Source organism: Pusillimonas minor (assembly GCF_014237865.1).
Taxonomy (GTDB): domain Bacteria; phylum Pseudomonadota; class Gammaproteobacteria; order Burkholderiales; family Burkholderiaceae_B; genus Neopusillimonas; species Neopusillimonas minor.
Map to the genome: position 1 here is coordinate 78,943 of NZ_JACJUU010000001.1, position 15,424 is coordinate 94,366.

Consider the following 15,424-nt stretch of genomic DNA (forward strand, 5'->3'; position numbering starts at 1 on the left):
GGTCACGTTTTGGTCACACGGGACACCAGAAAACAAAAACGCCACCGGCGAGGGTGGCGTTAACGTCTTGATAAACAAGTAAATCTCTGGTGGCGCATCCCTGATTCGAACAGGGGACCTGCGGATTATGATTCCGTCGCTCTAACCGGCTGAGCTAATGCGCCACACTTGAAGACCAAAACTATAGCATAAAAATTCATTTCCAAGCAAGTCGTTCAATAAATTTTCACGCAAAAAATCAAAAATAAAAAAACACCCCCCGCTGCAAAACAACGGGGGGTGTCAATGTCGGGCCAGCACCCTAAAGTGCCCTGCCCTGATTACTTGCTTTTCATGATCTGGGCCGCTTCAGATGAAGCCGCCGTCAAGGTTGTCACTGCGGGGTTGTTACCCTGAAGTGCTTCCTGCAATTTTCGATGAAACATTTCGCGGATTTCGGGGTAGTTGTTGATTTTGAAGCCGCGTGCGGTTTGTGTTGGCGGCTTGGCATAAACCGCCACAAGGTTCTTCCAGTCGCCCAGCTTTTTGTAATAGTCGTTGCTGGTAGCCGCAAACGCCTGCTGGGTTAACGGCAGGAAGCCTGTTTTCTGGTACCAGGTGGCGGCGTTGTCGGCGCGGGTCAGCCATGCCAGGAACTGCGCCGTGGCCTTGTTCTCGGCATCGGCGTGGCCCGACGTTACCCACAAACCTGTACCGTCAAGAAACGGGTTGCCTGGCTGCTTGGTAACTTGCGGGTAATACGGTAAACCCACTACGCCAAAGCTCAAGGGGCGAGTATCTATAAACCGCCCCATGTTGCTGGATTCAGACATCAGAATCGAACACTCGTTATTGGCAAAGCGGTCGATGGCTTTAGGGTCGGCGCCGGGGTTAACCAAAAGTTCGGTACGCACCCAACTGATCATGAGCGACAAATGACGTACAAACGTGATGTCGAACGAGAACGAAGGAACGCCTTTTGTGCCGTTGTCGCCCGCTGTAAAAAACTGGTTGTTTACAGCGGCCAGGTTTTCAAGGTTGACCGACACCGACTGGTCGGTGGTTGCCGGACAATAACGTGTGGCTTTATTGGCCAGTTCTACCAACTGGTCTTGAAGCCCCATCCAGGAGCGGTCGGGCACTGCGGGCTGCAGGCCGGCCTTTTTAAAGGCTTCGTGGTTGTAATACATGACGGGCACATCGATCATGTAGGGGAAAGCCAGCAAGCGGCCTTTAGCGTCGCGCATGCTTAGGTTTTGCGGCGCAACAAACCAGTTGGCATCTTTAATGGGGTACTTGGCCAATAACGTATGCAGCGGCATGATGTAACTGCGGTTGGCCAGCGATTCCGGGTCGCGGTTGTCGTCGATTTGAACCAGGTGCGGCGTTTTGGCTTTGGCGCCAACCTGCTTGAGCAGTTCGGGCTCGATTTCTTTGGGGCTCTTGAACGACTTCAGGGTCACCTTGACGTCATCTTGATCCCGGTTGAATTTTTTGACCAGGTCTTCGAAGACTTCGTGGTTATGCTCGTTTAAAGAAAACCACACCTGGATGTCTGTTGCGGCGTGTGCTGAACCCGCCCCCAACACAGATACTGCAACCGCAACTGCTGTCGCGCGCCAGGAAGCGGGCGCACGAAAAAACCGATGTATCGTCATAACGGAATCAACCTAAAAAGGGGAAATCAGGCTCGGGCTTTTGGCCTGAAATAATATCGGCAAGAACCTTGCCAGACCCGACGCCCATCGTCCACCCCAGCGTGCCATGGCCGGTATTCAGGTACAAATTGGATATTTTTGTACGCCCGATAAGCGGCACATTAGACGGGGTAGACGGGCGCAGGCCCGACCAAAACTGAACGTTATCAAAATCAAGTGCAGAAGGGAATAGATCCTTCGCCAGAGACACCATATTCTGGCAACGATTTGTGTTTAAAGCGCGACTATAGCCCGATAATTCGGCAGTGCCAGCCATGCGCAGGGTATCGCCCAGGCGACTGAACACGACCTTGTGTTCGCTGTCGGTAATGCTGACTTCGGGGGCGGCATCGGGGTTGGTAATTTTGAAGGTGGCCGAATACCCTTTGGCCGGGTACACCAGGCACCGCACCCCCAACGGGTTGACCAGATGCGGCGTAAAGGCGCCCAGGGCCGCCACATAGGCGTCGGCCGTCACTTCGCGGAAGATACCTTCTGCATCGATGACCTCGACGCCCGTAATGCGCCCGCCCTCGGCCCGCAGGCGGTTGACCTGGGTTGAAAACATGAACTCGACACCGGCATGACGGGCTTTTCGTGCCAGGGCACTGGCAAACATATGAATGTCGCCGCTTTCGTCAGTAGCGGTGTAGTCGCCACCGACAATGTCATGAATAGCCGGTTCAAGCGCCGGTTCAAGCGCCAAAACCTCATCGACGCTGACAATACGACGATCGACGCCAAAGTCGCGCATATAGCTGGCTGCCGTCTGCGAGGCCTCGAATTGCTCCGCGTCGCGGTAAATGTTCAGAATACCGCGCGACAGGTGGTGGTAATGGATGTCGAGGTCGTCGCGCATGGTGCGCAGGGTTTGCAGGCTGTACTCGGCCAAACTGACCATTGCCCGGATATTCTGGGGCACACGCTTGGGCAGGCACTCGCGCAAAAATGCCAGGCCCCAGGCCCACTGACGCCAATCGGCCTGCGGGCGAAACACCATCGGGGCGTTGTCGGACACCAGCCATTTCAACAGCTTGAGGGGCGCTTGCGGGTTCGCCCAGGGTTCGGCGTACGACACTGAAATTTGCCCGCCATTGGCCCGGCTGGTTTCCTGGGCCGGCCCCGGTTCGCGGTCGATGACCACCACGTCGTGGCCGGCCTGGTTCAGCCACCAGGCCGTAGAGATTCCAATAATGCCACTGCCCATTACCACTACTTTCATAACGCTTACCTTTGAATGACAGTATGTTGGCGTTAAACGACGTGCGCCCGACGGGGCTGCTAACGCTTAGCCCTTGTGCGTATCGGCCTGCGACGTAAAGGCGTCGGCGTAAAACTCGGCCTCGGGCAATCCGTTGTCGCGTACAAAATCGCGACGCGCCGATTCGACCATAACGGGCGCACCGCAGGCATACACCTGATAGCCCGATAAATCGGGGATGTCTTGCTGCACGGCCTGGTGAACGAAGCCGGTACGACCTGCCCATTGGTCTTCGGGCAAGGCGTCGGAAATAACGGGCACGTAACGCAAGTTGGGTAAAACCTGCCCGAAGCCCTGCGCCAGCGCGTGCATGTACAAGTCGGCCGGGCGGCGCCCGCCCCAATACAACACCGCAGGGCGTGTATTCCCCGTAGCAATCATGCGCTCGATCATGGCTTTGACCGGCGCAAAACCCGTACCGCTGGCCAGAAACACAATAGGCTTGTCGGAATCTTCGCGTAAAAAGAACGACCCCAACGGACCTTCGATGCGCAGGATTTCGCGAATCTTCATGGCCGTGTCGCCGGCGCCGAACACGTGATCGGTAAACACCCCGCCCGGCATATGCCGGATATGCAACTCGACACGGTTGTTTTCGGCCGGCGGGTTGGCCATGGAATAGCTGCGTCGCTGCCCGTCTTTAAGAATGAACTCTATGTACTGACCTGCGTAATAACGGAAAGGTTCCGCCGGTGGCAACTGCAAATCGATGACCATGACATCGTCGCGAATGCGATTCAGCCCCATGACCCGCGATGGCATTTTGCGGATCTGGATATCGCTGGCCATACGGATTTCTTGCGCCTCGATAAGCAAGTCGGAGGTGGGCTTGGCCTGGCAGAACAAGGTGTAGCCTTGGGCGAGTTCTTCGGGGGACAACATTTGTGCCGGTGACGACCCGGCATCAAAAGTACCGGAAACCACCCTGCCCTTGCATGTAGAGCATGCCCCCGTACGGCAGCTGTAGGGCAAAATAATATCGGCCGCCAAAGCGCCATCGAGCACGGTGCTGCCAGGCTCGACATTAAACGTGTGATTCGATGGCTGTACGGTAACTTTGAAACTCATGGCACTAAAAATATTAGGGTTAGCCCGCTATTTTACGCCGGGCGAATAAGCGGCTGCTTGACTTTCGCGTCGAGCATTTTGCCTTTGCGTGCGCGCTTGCCTACGTACTCGGCCAAGGCCGGCATGTCGAGCACGACGTCGGTTTGCTTGTTGCGGTAAACCCCGCTGACGCAAACCCCCGCAGGCCCGATGGCGGCCCACTGACTCAGGGTATCACCCTCGTCAAGCCCCATCAGAATTGTCCCTCGGCCGCCACCCGACAAGGTCTTAAACTCTTCGAGCCCGACAACCAGAAAACGGCCTTTGCGTGTCAGCATGGCCAAATGGCTGCTGTCGGACGGCAGTGCAAGCGGCTTGAGCATGACATCTTTGGCTTCAAGCGTGACAAATTGCTTGCCCGCCCGCTGGCGCGTGCTCATGTCTTTAAACGATGCAATAAACCCGTAACCCGACTGTGTGGCAATGAAATACCGCTGTGCCTCCGGGCCGGCCACCATGTGCACCACCCGGCTGCCTTGCTCGATATCGACCATGGCGGTAATGGGTTGGCCATCGCCGCGCGCCGAGGGCAGACTGGACACCGGTACCGTATACACGCGCCCCGTTGAAGAAAACGCAATCAGGCTTTCGGTGCTGCGGCACTCTATAGCGTCGTAAAGCGCATCGCCCATTTTGAAACTGAATTGCGACGCATCGTGGCCGTGCCCCTGGCGCGCCCGCAACCACCCTTTCTGGGAAATAATCACCGTGACCGGTTCGTCTACCACTTTGGTTTCAAGCACCGCCCGCTCTGCGGTTTCGATCAGCGTGCGGCGGTCGTCACCATACTGTTTGGCATCGGCTTCAATTTCGCGAATGATCAACCGCTTTAACGACGACGGGTTGGCCAGCAACTCTTGCAACTTGGCTTGTTCTTCTTTTTGCTCGACGAGCTCTTTTTCTATCTTGAACCCTTCCAGGCGCGCCAACTGGCGCAAGCGCATTTCAAGAATGTCTTCAGCCTGACGCTCACTTAGCGAGAACCGGGTCATCAGCGCTTCACGCGGCTCGTCTGACTCGCGAATAGTCTGGATGACCTCGTCGACATTAAGGTAGACCACCATGCGCCCTTCAAGCACATGGATGCGGTCGGTGACCTTGTCCAGGCGAAACTGGGTACGACGCGTAACGGTTTGCGTACGGAACCCCAGCCATTCAACCAGCACGTCGCGCAACGCGCGTTGGCCCGGGCGCCCATCGGTGCCAATGCACACCAGGTTGACCGACGCGCTGCCTTCAAGGCTGGTTTGCGCCAACAACGTATTAACGAACTCATCGCGGTCGATACGGCTGCTTTTGGGCTCGAAAACCAGACGCACAGCCGCCTGCTTGCCCGACTCGTCGCGAACCGCATCAAGCAAATTCAGCATGAGCGCCTTGGTTTGCTGCTGCTCGGTAGTCAGGCTTTTTTTACCCGCCTTTACTTTCGGGTTAGTGCGGTCCTCGATTTCTTCAAGAATTTTCTGGGCCGATGTGCCCGGCGGCAATTCGGTCACCACCAGTTGCCACTGGCCGCGCGCCATGTCTTCGAATTCCCAGCGCGCACGTGCCTTTAAAGAGCCCCGGCCGCTGCGATAAACCGCGGCAATGTCTTGCGGCGACGAAATAATATGTCCGCCCCCCGCAAAATCGGGGCCCGGCACCAATGCCATCAGTTCGTCGTCATCGAGTTTGGGGTTACGCAACAAGGCCACGCAGGCCGAAGCGATTTCGCGCAAATTGTGCGACGGGATTTCGGTGGCCATGCCTACGGCAATGCCCGAAGCCCCGTTAAGCAACATGACTGGCAAGCGCGCCGGCAACAATTGCGGTTCTTTCTGGCTGCCATCGTAGTTGGGCGCAAAGTCGACCGTCCCTTCGTCAAGCTCGTCGAGCAATACCTTTGAAAACGGCGTCAGACGCGCCTCGGTGTATCGCATGGCCGCAGCGTTATCCCCGTCGCGAGAGCCGAAATTGCCCTGCCCGTCGATAAGCGGATAACGCAGGGAAAAGTCTTGGGCCATACGGACCATAGCGTCGTAGGCGGCCTGGTCGCCATGCGGGTGATACTTACCCAGCACATCGCCCACCACACGCGCCGACTTGACCGGCTTGGCGTTAGGGCCCAAGCCCATGGCGTCCATCGCATACAAAATACGGCGCTGCACGGGCTTTTGCCCGTCGGCCACCTCGGGCAGGGCGCGACCGCGCACCACCGACACGGCGTAATCCAGATAGGCCTGCTCGGCGTAGTGGCCCAGCGTCAGCTGTTCGCCGTCGTCGCCGCCGCCGTCAAACAAGCCGGGTTGAGTATTGTCCATAACTATTGTTGTCCTGCGTTGTTTTGTTAGACGTCGACATCGGCAAGATTGCCTTTTTCTTCGAGCCAGGCGCGGCGCTGCGCCGATTCGCCTTTACCCATCAGCATGTCGAACATTTCCACGGTGCCTTTGACGCCCAGTTCGCCACACGAGACCACCATCAGGCGGCGGGTGTCCGGGTTCATGGTGGTTTCCCAAAGCTGTTCAGCACTCATTTCGCCCAGGCCCTTGAATCGGCTGATGCTCCAGGAGCCCTCGCGCACCCCTTCGGCACGCAGCTTGTCTTGAACGGCTTCAAGTTCGCCCTGGTCGAGACAATACAGCTTGCGCGCCGGGCGCTTGCCCAATGCGGGAACGTCGACCCTGAACAGGGGCGGCCGGGCAATATAAACGTTCCCCGACTCGACCAAGCGCGGGAAGTGCCGGAAAAACAGCGTCAGCAACAACACCTGAATATGAGAGCCGTCGACGTCGGCGTCTGACAAAATGCAAATACGCCCGTAACGCAAGCCGGACAGGTCGACCGTGTCGTCGGGGCCATGCGGGTCGACCCCGATTGCCACCGATATGTCGTGGATCTCGTTATTGGCAAAAAGCCGGTCGCGCTCGACTTCCCACGAATTAAGCACCTTGCCCCGCAAAGGCAAAATGGCCTGGAATTCTTTGTCGCGCCCCATTTTTGCCGACCCGCCTGCCGAGTCGCCCTCGACCAGGAACAGTTCGGTACGCGACGCATCGGAGGACTCGCAGTCAGTCAGCTTGCCGGGCAATACCGCCACGCCCGAGCTTTTACGCTTTTCTACTTTTTGCGCAGAACGCGCCCGCGCCTGGGCCTGCCGAATGGCGCTTTCAGCCAGCTTTTTGCCGGCCTCGACGTTGGCGTGCAAGACCAGCTCAAGCGCATTCTTGACATACGCACTAACTAACCGGACCGCGTCGCGACTGTTCAGACGTTCTTTAATTTGCCCCTGAAACTGCGGGTCGAGCACCTTGGCCGACAACACAAAACTGGCGCGGGCAAAAACGTCTTCGGGTAACAGACGCACCCCTTTCGGAATAAGGTTGTGCAGTTCGGCAAACGACTTGACCGCGTTGAACAGACCGTCGCGCAGACCCGCCTCGTGCGTCCCGCCTGCAGGGGTCGGGATCAGGTTGACGTAAGACTCACGCACCACGTTGCCCTCGGATGTCCAGACCACCGCCCAATGCGCGCCCTCGCCTTCGGAAAAGCTGTCGTCGTCGGCGCCGGCATACTGCCGCCCTTCGAAGAGCGGGACGATGCGCTCGGCATCGCCCAGGGCCTCGTCAAGGTAGCTGCGCAGGCCGTCGGCATATTGCCACTGACGGGACTCACCGGTTTTTTCGACCGACAACGACACTTTGATGCCGCTGAGCAACACAGCTTTGCTGCGCAAAGAATGCACCAGCTCGGCCGCCGGGATAACGGCCGAATCGAAATACTGCGGATCGGGCCAGACACGAACCCGGGTGCCTGTCTTCTTTTTGGGCACCGACTGCAACTGCTGCAGGGGTTCGATGACTTCACCGTGCCCGAACACCAGCCGGTGGGCAGAACCATCGCGCATGACATCGACTTCGAGCCGGGTAGACAGGGCATTGGTGACCGACACGCCGACACCGTGCAAACCGCCCGAGAACGCATACGCACCACCGGCTTTTTTATCGAATTTGCCGCCGGCATGCAGCCGCGTGAACACAATTTCAACCACGGGCACCTGCTCTTCGGGGTGCAGCCCCACCGGGATACCGCGACCGTCGTCTTCGACGGAAATGCTGCCGTCGGTGTGCAAGGTGACACTGATTTGCGTACCAAAACCCGCCAGGGCCTCGTCGGCGGCGTTGTCGATGACCTCTTGCAGAATATGCAGCGGGTTTTCGGTGCGGGTGTACATGCCCGGGCGCTGGCGTACCGGCTCCAGCCCCTTCAGGACCCGAATCGATGCTTCGTCGTAGTGTGGTGTCGTAGCCAAGGTTTCCCCAAAAATCTGGTGGACGAAAAAACAGTATTTTGCCTGAGATCGGCTGACCAGGTAGTCAGCAAAACCCGGCAGATGTTATGCTTAGTATAGTTTTTAGTAACTCAAACCTTTATTTCAATACCATGAGCGAACTCATCAAAAACGTTACCGACGCCAGCTTCGAAGCCGACGTTCTTCAAGCCGACGGCCCTGTCCTGGTCGATTACTGGGCTGCCTGGTGCGGGCCCTGCAAAATGATCGCCCCGCTGCTCGACGAAGCCGCCAAGACATACCAAGGTCGTGTTACTATTGCCAAGCTAAACGTCGACGAAAACCCCGACACCGCTGCAAAGTTTGGTGTACGCGGCATCCCGACGCTCATGCTGTTCAAAGACGGCAAGGCAGCCGCCACCAAAGTGGGCGCGCTCACCAAGTCTCAGCTTGGCGCTTTCCTCGACGACGCCGTCTAATTTCAACTAACCGTTTTTCACTTGCGCGCAGGCCTGTCCAGGCCTGCCACTAGCTCAACTTCCCTTCTTCCCCTCTCATGCATCTCACCGAACTCAAAGCGCTGCACGTTTCGCAGCTGCTCGAAATGGCTGCCAGCCTGGATATCGACAACGCCAGCCGCCTGCGCAAACAAGAAATCATGTTTGCCATCATGAAGCGTCGCGCCAAACAAGGCGAACAGATCTTCGGCGACGGCGTTCTCGAAGTCCTGCCCGACGGCTTCGGCTTTTTGCGTTCCCCCGACACGTCTTATCTGGCCAGCACCGACGACATCTACATTTCGCCGTCCCAGATCCGCCGTTTCAATTTGCATACAGGCGACTCCATCGAAGGCGAAGTGCGCACACCAAAAGACGGCGAACGCTACTTTGCCCTGGTCAAGGTCGACAAGGTCAACGGCATGCAACCCGAGGCCATCAAGCACCGGATCATGTTCGAAAACCTGACCCCGTTGCACCCCAACCAGGTCATGACGCTCGAGCGCGACATTAAAAGCGAAGAGAACATCACCGGCCGCATCATGGACATCTTTGCCCCCATCGGCAAAGGCCAGCGCGCGTTAATTGTTGCCAGCCCCAAATCGGGTAAAACGGTCATGATGCAGCACATTGCGCATGCCATTACCACCAACTACCCCGAAGCCACGGTCATTGTGCTGCTGGTCGACGAACGCCCCGAAGAAGTCACCGAAATGCAGCGCACGGTGCGCGGCGAGGTCGTCGCGTCAACCTTCGACGAACCCGCCACCCGGCACGTTCAGGTCGCCGAAATGGTCATCGAAAAGGCCAAGCGCCTGGTCGAACTCAAAAAAGACGTCGTCATTCTGCTCGACTCGATCACCCGCCTGGCCCGCGCCTACAACACGGTGGTGCCTTCATCGGGCAAAGTGCTTACCGGGGGTGTCGACGCCAATGCGCTGCAGCGCCCCAAACGCTTCTTCGGTGCGGCACGTAACCTTGAAGAAGGCGGCTCGCTCACCATCATTGGCACCGCGCTTATCGAAACCGGCAGCCGCATGGACGAGGTCATCTACGAAGAATTCAAAGGTACCGGCAACTCCGAGGTCCACCTCGAGCGCCGTCTGGCCGAGAAACGCGTTTATCCGGCCATCAACCTGAACAAATCCGGCACCCGCCGCGAAGAACTGCTCATCAAACCCGATCTGCTGCAAAAAATCTGGGTCTTGCGCAAATTCATTCACGACATGGATGAAGTTGCTGCTATGGAGTTCATTCTCGATAAAATTCGCGCCACTAAAAACAACGCCGAATTCTTCGACATGATGAAGAAATGATTTACCGCCCCTAAGCCTCTCAACCGAGAGGCTTAGTGCATCTTGGCTGTCTTGTGCATCCGGGATGTATCCACGGGCAGCTTGCCAACAACAATAACAGTCAACAAAAACAAAACGTTTCTTTCTCTCGTTATCAATCACAAAGGCAAACCCTTTGGGTGCGTCTGCGTGAGCAACTTAAGAAAAACAGCCAATGAAACTACCCAGTCTTAACCAGTTCCTGGATCAGGTCCAGGCGCGTGACCCTCATCAGCCTGAATTCATGCAGGCCGTCAAAGAGGTCATGATTTCGCTTTGGCCTTTCATCGAACAAAACCCCCAATATGCCGAACAGGGCTTGCTGTCGCGTCTGGTCGAACCCGAACGCGTCATTCAGTTCCGCGTGTCCTGGGTCGACGACAAAGGTCAGGTCCAAACCAACCGCGCCTTCCGCATCCAGCACAGCTCGGCCATTGGCCCCTTCAAGGGCGGCATGCGTTTTCACCCCTCGGTGAACCTGTCCATCCTCAAATTCCTCGCATTCGAGCAAACCTTCAAAAACGCACTGACCACGTTGCCCATGGGCGGCGGTAAAGGCGGTTCCGATTTCGACCCCAAAGGCAAGTCCAATGGCGAAGTCATGCGTTTCTGCCAGGCACTCATCATCGAACTGTATCGCCACCTCGGCCCCGACACCGACGTGCCTGCCGGCGATATTGGCGTTGGCGGTCGCGAAGTCGGCTTCATGGCCGGCATGATGAAAAAACTGTCGAACTCGTCAGCCAGTGTTTTCACCGGTAAAGGCCTGACATTCGGCGGCAGCCTGATCCGCCCCGAAGCTACCGGCTACGGTACGGTTTACTTTGCCGAAGAAATGCTCAAGCACGCGGGCAAATCGCTCGACGGCCTGACGGTTTCCGTGTCCGGCTCGGGTAACGTGGCACAGTACGCCATCGAAAAATGCATGCAAATCGGCGCCAAAGTCATTACCGTATCCGATTCCGACGGCTGCGTTGTCGACCCGGCTGGCTTTACGCCCGAAAAACTCGCGCTGCTCATGGACATCAAGAATAACCGCCGCGAGCGCCTGACCACTTACGCCAAAGAGCTGGGCCTGACCTACGAACAAGGCAAGCGCCCCTGGCACGTGCCTGTCGATGTCGCACTGCCTTGCGCAACGCAAAACGAGCTCGAGCTCGACGATGCCAAAACGCTGATCAAGAACGGCGTGCTGTGTGTCGCCGAGGGTGCAAACATGCCTTCCACGATCGAAGCAGCAGATGCCTTCATCGAAGCAGGTGTACTGTACGCGCCTGGCAAAGCCAGCAACGCTGGTGGTGTCGCGGTATCGGGCCTCGAAATGAGCCAGAATGCCGCCCGTTTGTCGTGGACCCGTGAAGAGGTCGACCACAAACTGCACGCAATCATGCGCGACATCCACGAAAACTGCGTCCGTTTTGGCCAGAATGGCAATGCAGTCAATTACGTCAATGGTGCCAACATCGCCGGCTTCGTCAAAGTCGCCGACGCCATGTTGCAGCAAGGTGTTTATTGATCGGAGCCTGACATCGTGAACCGCAAGATTGGGTTGGCCAACGCATAGCCAAGCGCTGCGAAGGCCAACCCCTTCTTTCATTTACGGCTGTGTTTTTTATTCGCCCGCTGCTTTTTCTGTGTTGCCGTTACCGGCGCTTCGTTTGTCGGTAACTTCTTGCAGTCTGGGTTCGTCCCATTTGCCCGTTACCTGGTAATGCAAGGTCATTGCTCGCGATAACGGCGCTTTCAACAACCACTGCGTTAAAAACGCGCCCACCCCGACAATGGGGTTGATTGCAATGCCTGCCAATGCGGCGCCGCTCATATCCAGGTTGGGCACAACCATGGCCTGCAGGTTCAAGGTTTCGTCAACCAGATTAACATCGCCCCCCAGGCTGATATTGCCCACAGGCCCCTCAACGCGGTAATTATTGGTCGTCATTACGCCGCGCTCGATGGCCAGCGTGCCCCCAAAAGAATCAAACGGAAACCCCTCACGAAACATGCCGTTCGGGTTGAGGTCGAACGTCAGCAGACGTTGCATCGACTGAAAAGACAGCAGCTCCAGAACTTTTGCCGACCTTGAATTGACCGAACTGAACCGGCCCTTTTGCAGATCGATGCGCAACTGGCCACTGATATCTTGCCGGCTGAAACGCCAGGGCATATTGCCCCAACGGATCTTGCCCGTCACCGTGCCGTTACCGCCCGACACCGCATCAGCCATGCCCAGCCGGTCAAGCAGCCCCCCCAGGTCAACCACTTTAACTTCAGCATCCAGCGACAGGCCTCGGTCTGGCCCAGACAACTTCCAGACGCCGGTCCCGTCGAGCTCACCCGACTCGTTCTTGATGGCTAGCCGGTTCAATACCCACTGATTGGCTTCTGGCGTGTTCACGCCGGCCACAAGCAACTGGCCCAACGGCTTGCCATACAGCGTGAAATTACGCACATCAAGCTTCAGTTCCGGGATATCAAAATGCTCCAGACCGGTGTCGTCTTTAGCCTGATCGGCACCCGAGGCATCGTCGGCTTGCCCGGCCCGGCCCAGGGCCAAACGCTCAAACTTGCCGTCAACGGCTTCAAGTTGTGTGCCATTGGCCTCTTTCCAGAACAGCGTCCCCGCGGTCTCGGTTGCACTAACATCCACACGCCATTGCGCCATAGGCTGATAAGCAGCGGTTAGCGTGGCTTTATCAAGATCAAGCCCGTAAACCTTAAGCTGCCCGGCCTGCGCACGAAGCTGGCGCAATGAAGGCAACAACGGCAACTTTCGCGCACCCGTGCTCTTTGCAGGCTCGCGACCCGACAGGCTCCGGTCGAATTCATCCACAATAGCCATCCAGATATCGGCATCGATAACGGGATAACGCGCATCGACAGACAGGCCACGGGTCGGCAACAGCGGCGTCTGCCCGACGCCAATGGCCACCGCGTCGAAATAAGCCTGCGCATCGGGGGAAACACGCCGCAACAGGCGCAACCGGACGTCGTTAGCCAGACTGACGTCAAGACGTGCCGAGCCGCGTTCTAAAGGTACCCATTCGGCGCGCAAGGTACGCTGTTGTTGCGCACCTTTACCGACTGGCGCGGGGAAATCGGCCGACAGCCCCTGCAACGCCGACTGCACCGCCATGGCATAGCGACGGGTAGGCAATCGCCGAACCGTACCGGTGTAATCGATAACACCAGACAGCCGCTTCATCCCTTCAAGGTCGAAAAACGCTGTCAAGGCATCGGCTGTAAGGCGCCCTTCAAGGGCCAGCCCCTTGCGCCCGCCGCCAATGCCGCCACGCACGGCCAGCGGCCCACCCAGGAAGGTCGCCTTGAGGTTATCAGTATCCAGCCCCGTGTCAGAGAAGTTCAGGTGACCACTGACTTGCTGCAATGCGGGCACGTCAGGGTCAAGCACGACCTGACCGCCATCAAAAAAAATCTGCCCCTGAACGGTGGTGTCGTCTGTATTGAGCAAGGGCACGCGCAATTTCAGGGGGACCTGCCACTGCCCGTCGGCCTGCGCCAGGTCAAGGGCGTTATCCAGCAGCCCACCCAACGGCGAATGATGCGCCAGGGCAAGATAAGCCGACGCCGGCGCCACCGATGCGCCCTGCACTGTCAGTACGGCATCAGATTCAATGTTTGGGATGCGCGCCCTCACATCGGCAAGCGCAATGACGGCGTTTTCGGCGGGGCTGACCTGAGCGGATTCGGCATACAAACGCAGGTCGACCCGATCGAGCATTACCACGCCATTCACCCCCATCAGGCGGGGCCAGCCGGGTTCGTCTGTGTCGGCCGGGGCGTAATCGATATCGGTGTCTTCAAAACGACCGGCAATCTGGAACCGGCCCTGATCGGGGGCCTCGCCAAACGGGAAATGGTCGAGCGCGCCGGCCAGCACAATATCGGCCGACAACAACTGCCCCGACATCAATCCGTAACCCAGCCATTCGCGCGCGTCGGGGTCGACTGATTTTGGCAGGTGCGCCCCAATGCGATTAAGGCTGGCCCGATTGAACCGCCCCTTGAAGTCGGCCATACCCGCCGTACCCGTGTCGCCTTGCTGCCACCGGCCCTGCAGCACCAGGTCCATCGCCTCGCTGACCACATGCGCCTGGCGTACCGGCACCACAAAACGTTGCGCGGCGTCTAGCCTAAACGCGCCATCGAGCGCAACATGCTCGAACGACAGGGGCGCCTCGAAGACCTCTGGCATCGAAAGATTCAGCTCGTCGGCCCGAAGGCGCCATTGCACCTCGTCGCCCTCCCGGGCAGGGGTGGGCCGGCTTTGCTCGACACCCAGCGATTCGAAAATGGCTTTGATGGCCGACCACGGGCCGCCCGCATATAACTGCACATTTCCAGCCTGGATGTAGTGGGACTCAAGGTCGTCGAGCTGCCACCGACCTTCATTGATGTGCACATCGGCCGTAATCACAGGCGACTGACCGGGACGCACGTCGATCCACCACTGGCCCGACACCTCACCATGCTTCAAATGCTGTGGAATATCAATCCAGGGCGCCCAGGCCTGGGGCTGCAACTGCGTCATGCGCGTATAAAGGCGCCCCGACCAGGCACCCGGATCGGTGATTTCGAGCGTCTGGTCTTCGTATTGAATGTTGGCCGACAGACTGAGCGACTCTGCCAATGCGGCGGGTGCGTTAAGCGTTAAAGACGCCTGGTACCCTTGACCGACCTTCAGAAACTGCAAGGTCACATCGTCGAGCGCCAGCGGCCGGCCGTCCCGCATTTCGTCGCGCCAGCGCAATGTGGCATGGTCAAGGGCAATGTATTGTTGCGCCAGCAACCATTGCGCAAACGGGTGCGGCGTGTCGGGGGCATGGGTATCTTCGGCCTCTAGTGGCTGCCCCATCAGCCAGATCCGGCCATCGGTCGCCCGACGGATATCGAGCACCAGGCCGGTGGCTTCGAGGCCCAGCAGCCTGACCTGCCCGCTTAGCAAGCCCAGCCAATGCAACTGTGCGCTGACCTGCGGTAAAGAAAACACCTGCCGCCCCTGGGCATTGTTTACAGCCAGTTGCTCGACCTGAAGCGATGGGTTAAGACCAGACCACGACGCCGATACCTTCCCCAGGGTAACGGGGCTGCCCAAGGCGCCCGACAACTGCTGCTCGAGATAAGGGCGCCAGGTGTCGATGTTGGGCAGTACCCAGTAACGTACCCCCAGCACCAAGGCGGCCAGAACAAAGTACAGCACCAGCGCCGTGCGGCCTAGCCAGCGGATATAGGGATAGATCTGACGCACGTGGGAGTATGTT

At 58.0% G+C, this 15,424-nt stretch carries 9 protein-coding genes and 1 tRNA gene; 3 read left to right on the forward strand and 7 right to left on the reverse strand.

Translation table 11 applies throughout. The features are described from left to right. Window positions 1–87: 87 nt before the first annotated feature. From GTU67_RS00425 to GTU67_RS00450, 6 genes are all read right to left on the reverse strand, one after another. Window positions 88–164 (reverse strand) — tRNA-Met (locus GTU67_RS00425). Window positions 165–320: 156 nt separating this feature from the next. After that, window positions 321–1,637: an extracellular solute-binding protein gene (locus GTU67_RS00430; RefSeq protein ID WP_185778230.1), complete on the reverse strand. Its 1,317-nt coding sequence runs from the start codon at window positions 1,635–1,637 to the stop codon at window positions 321–323. A gap of 7 nt (window positions 1,638–1,644) precedes the next feature. Beyond that, window positions 1,645–2,898, reverse strand: a complete 1,254-nt coding sequence (locus GTU67_RS00435) for a D-amino acid dehydrogenase (RefSeq protein WP_185778231.1) — start codon at window positions 2,896–2,898, stop codon at window positions 1,645–1,647. Window positions 2,899–2,964: 66 nt separating this feature from the next. Then, window positions 2,965–4,005, reverse strand: a complete 1,041-nt coding sequence (locus GTU67_RS00440; RefSeq protein ID WP_185778232.1) for a CDP-6-deoxy-delta-3,4-glucoseen reductase — start codon at window positions 4,003–4,005, stop codon at window positions 2,965–2,967. 32 nt (window positions 4,006–4,037) lie between these two features. Further along, a complete protein-coding gene (gene parC, locus GTU67_RS00445; protein ID WP_185778233.1) occupies window positions 4,038–6,344 on the reverse strand; it encodes a DNA topoisomerase IV subunit A in 2,307 nt (768 codons plus the stop codon). A gap of 26 nt (window positions 6,345–6,370) precedes the next feature. Further along, a complete protein-coding gene (locus GTU67_RS00450; RefSeq protein ID WP_488153840.1) occupies window positions 6,371–8,335 on the reverse strand; it encodes a DNA topoisomerase IV subunit B in 1,965 nt (654 codons plus the stop codon). A 131-nt stretch (window positions 8,336–8,466) separates the two neighbouring features. Between GTU67_RS00450 and trxA the strand changes: the two genes are divergently transcribed. From trxA to gdhA, 3 genes are all read left to right on the forward strand, one after another. Continuing rightward, window positions 8,467–8,793 (forward strand): thioredoxin TrxA, encoded by a 327-nt coding sequence (gene trxA, locus GTU67_RS00455; protein ID WP_093970551.1) that lies wholly within the window; start codon window positions 8,467–8,469, stop codon window positions 8,791–8,793. A 77-nt stretch (window positions 8,794–8,870) separates the two neighbouring features. Further along, the gene (gene rho, locus GTU67_RS00460; protein ID WP_185778234.1) at window positions 8,871–10,127 is read left to right on the forward strand and encodes a transcription termination factor Rho; all 1,257 of its coding nucleotides are present in this window, start codon (window positions 8,871–8,873) and stop codon (window positions 10,125–10,127) included. Between the two features lie 193 nt (window positions 10,128–10,320). Then, window positions 10,321–11,661, forward strand: a complete 1,341-nt coding sequence (gene gdhA / locus GTU67_RS00465; protein WP_185778235.1) for an NADP-specific glutamate dehydrogenase — start codon at window positions 10,321–10,323, stop codon at window positions 11,659–11,661. Between the two features lie 96 nt (window positions 11,662–11,757). On the opposite strand, the gene GTU67_RS00470 is transcribed toward gdhA, so the two are convergent. After that, window positions 11,758–15,411 carry a YhdP family protein gene (locus GTU67_RS00470; RefSeq protein ID WP_185778236.1) on the reverse strand — a complete coding sequence of 1,218 codons (3,654 nt, stop codon included), beginning with the start codon at window positions 15,409–15,411 and terminating at the stop codon, window positions 11,758–11,760. Window positions 15,412–15,424: the final 13 nt, after the last annotated feature.

What these genes read in the sequence shown, in the direction of transcription:
- GTU67_RS00430 (WP_185778230.1), bottom strand. Translation starts at nt 1,637, where the DNA reads ATGACGATACATCGGTTTTTTCGTGCGCCCGCTTCCTGGCGCGCGACA.
- GTU67_RS00435 (WP_185778231.1), bottom strand. Translation starts at nt 2,898, where the DNA reads ATGAAAGTAGTGGTAATGGGCAGTGGCATTATTGGAATCTCTACGGCC.
- GTU67_RS00440 (WP_185778232.1), bottom strand. Translation starts at nt 4,005, where the DNA reads ATGAGTTTCAAAGTTACCGTACAGCCATCGAATCACACGTTTAATGTC.
- parC (WP_185778233.1), bottom strand. Translation starts at nt 6,344, where the DNA reads ATGGACAATACTCAACCCGGCTTGTTTGACGGCGGCGGCGACGACGGC.
- trxA (WP_093970551.1), top strand. Translation starts at nt 8,467, where the DNA reads ATGAGCGAACTCATCAAAAACGTTACCGACGCCAGCTTCGAAGCCGAC.
- rho (WP_185778234.1), top strand. Translation starts at nt 8,871, where the DNA reads ATGCATCTCACCGAACTCAAAGCGCTGCACGTTTCGCAGCTGCTCGAA.
- gdhA (WP_185778235.1), top strand. Translation starts at nt 10,321, where the DNA reads ATGAAACTACCCAGTCTTAACCAGTTCCTGGATCAGGTCCAGGCGCGT.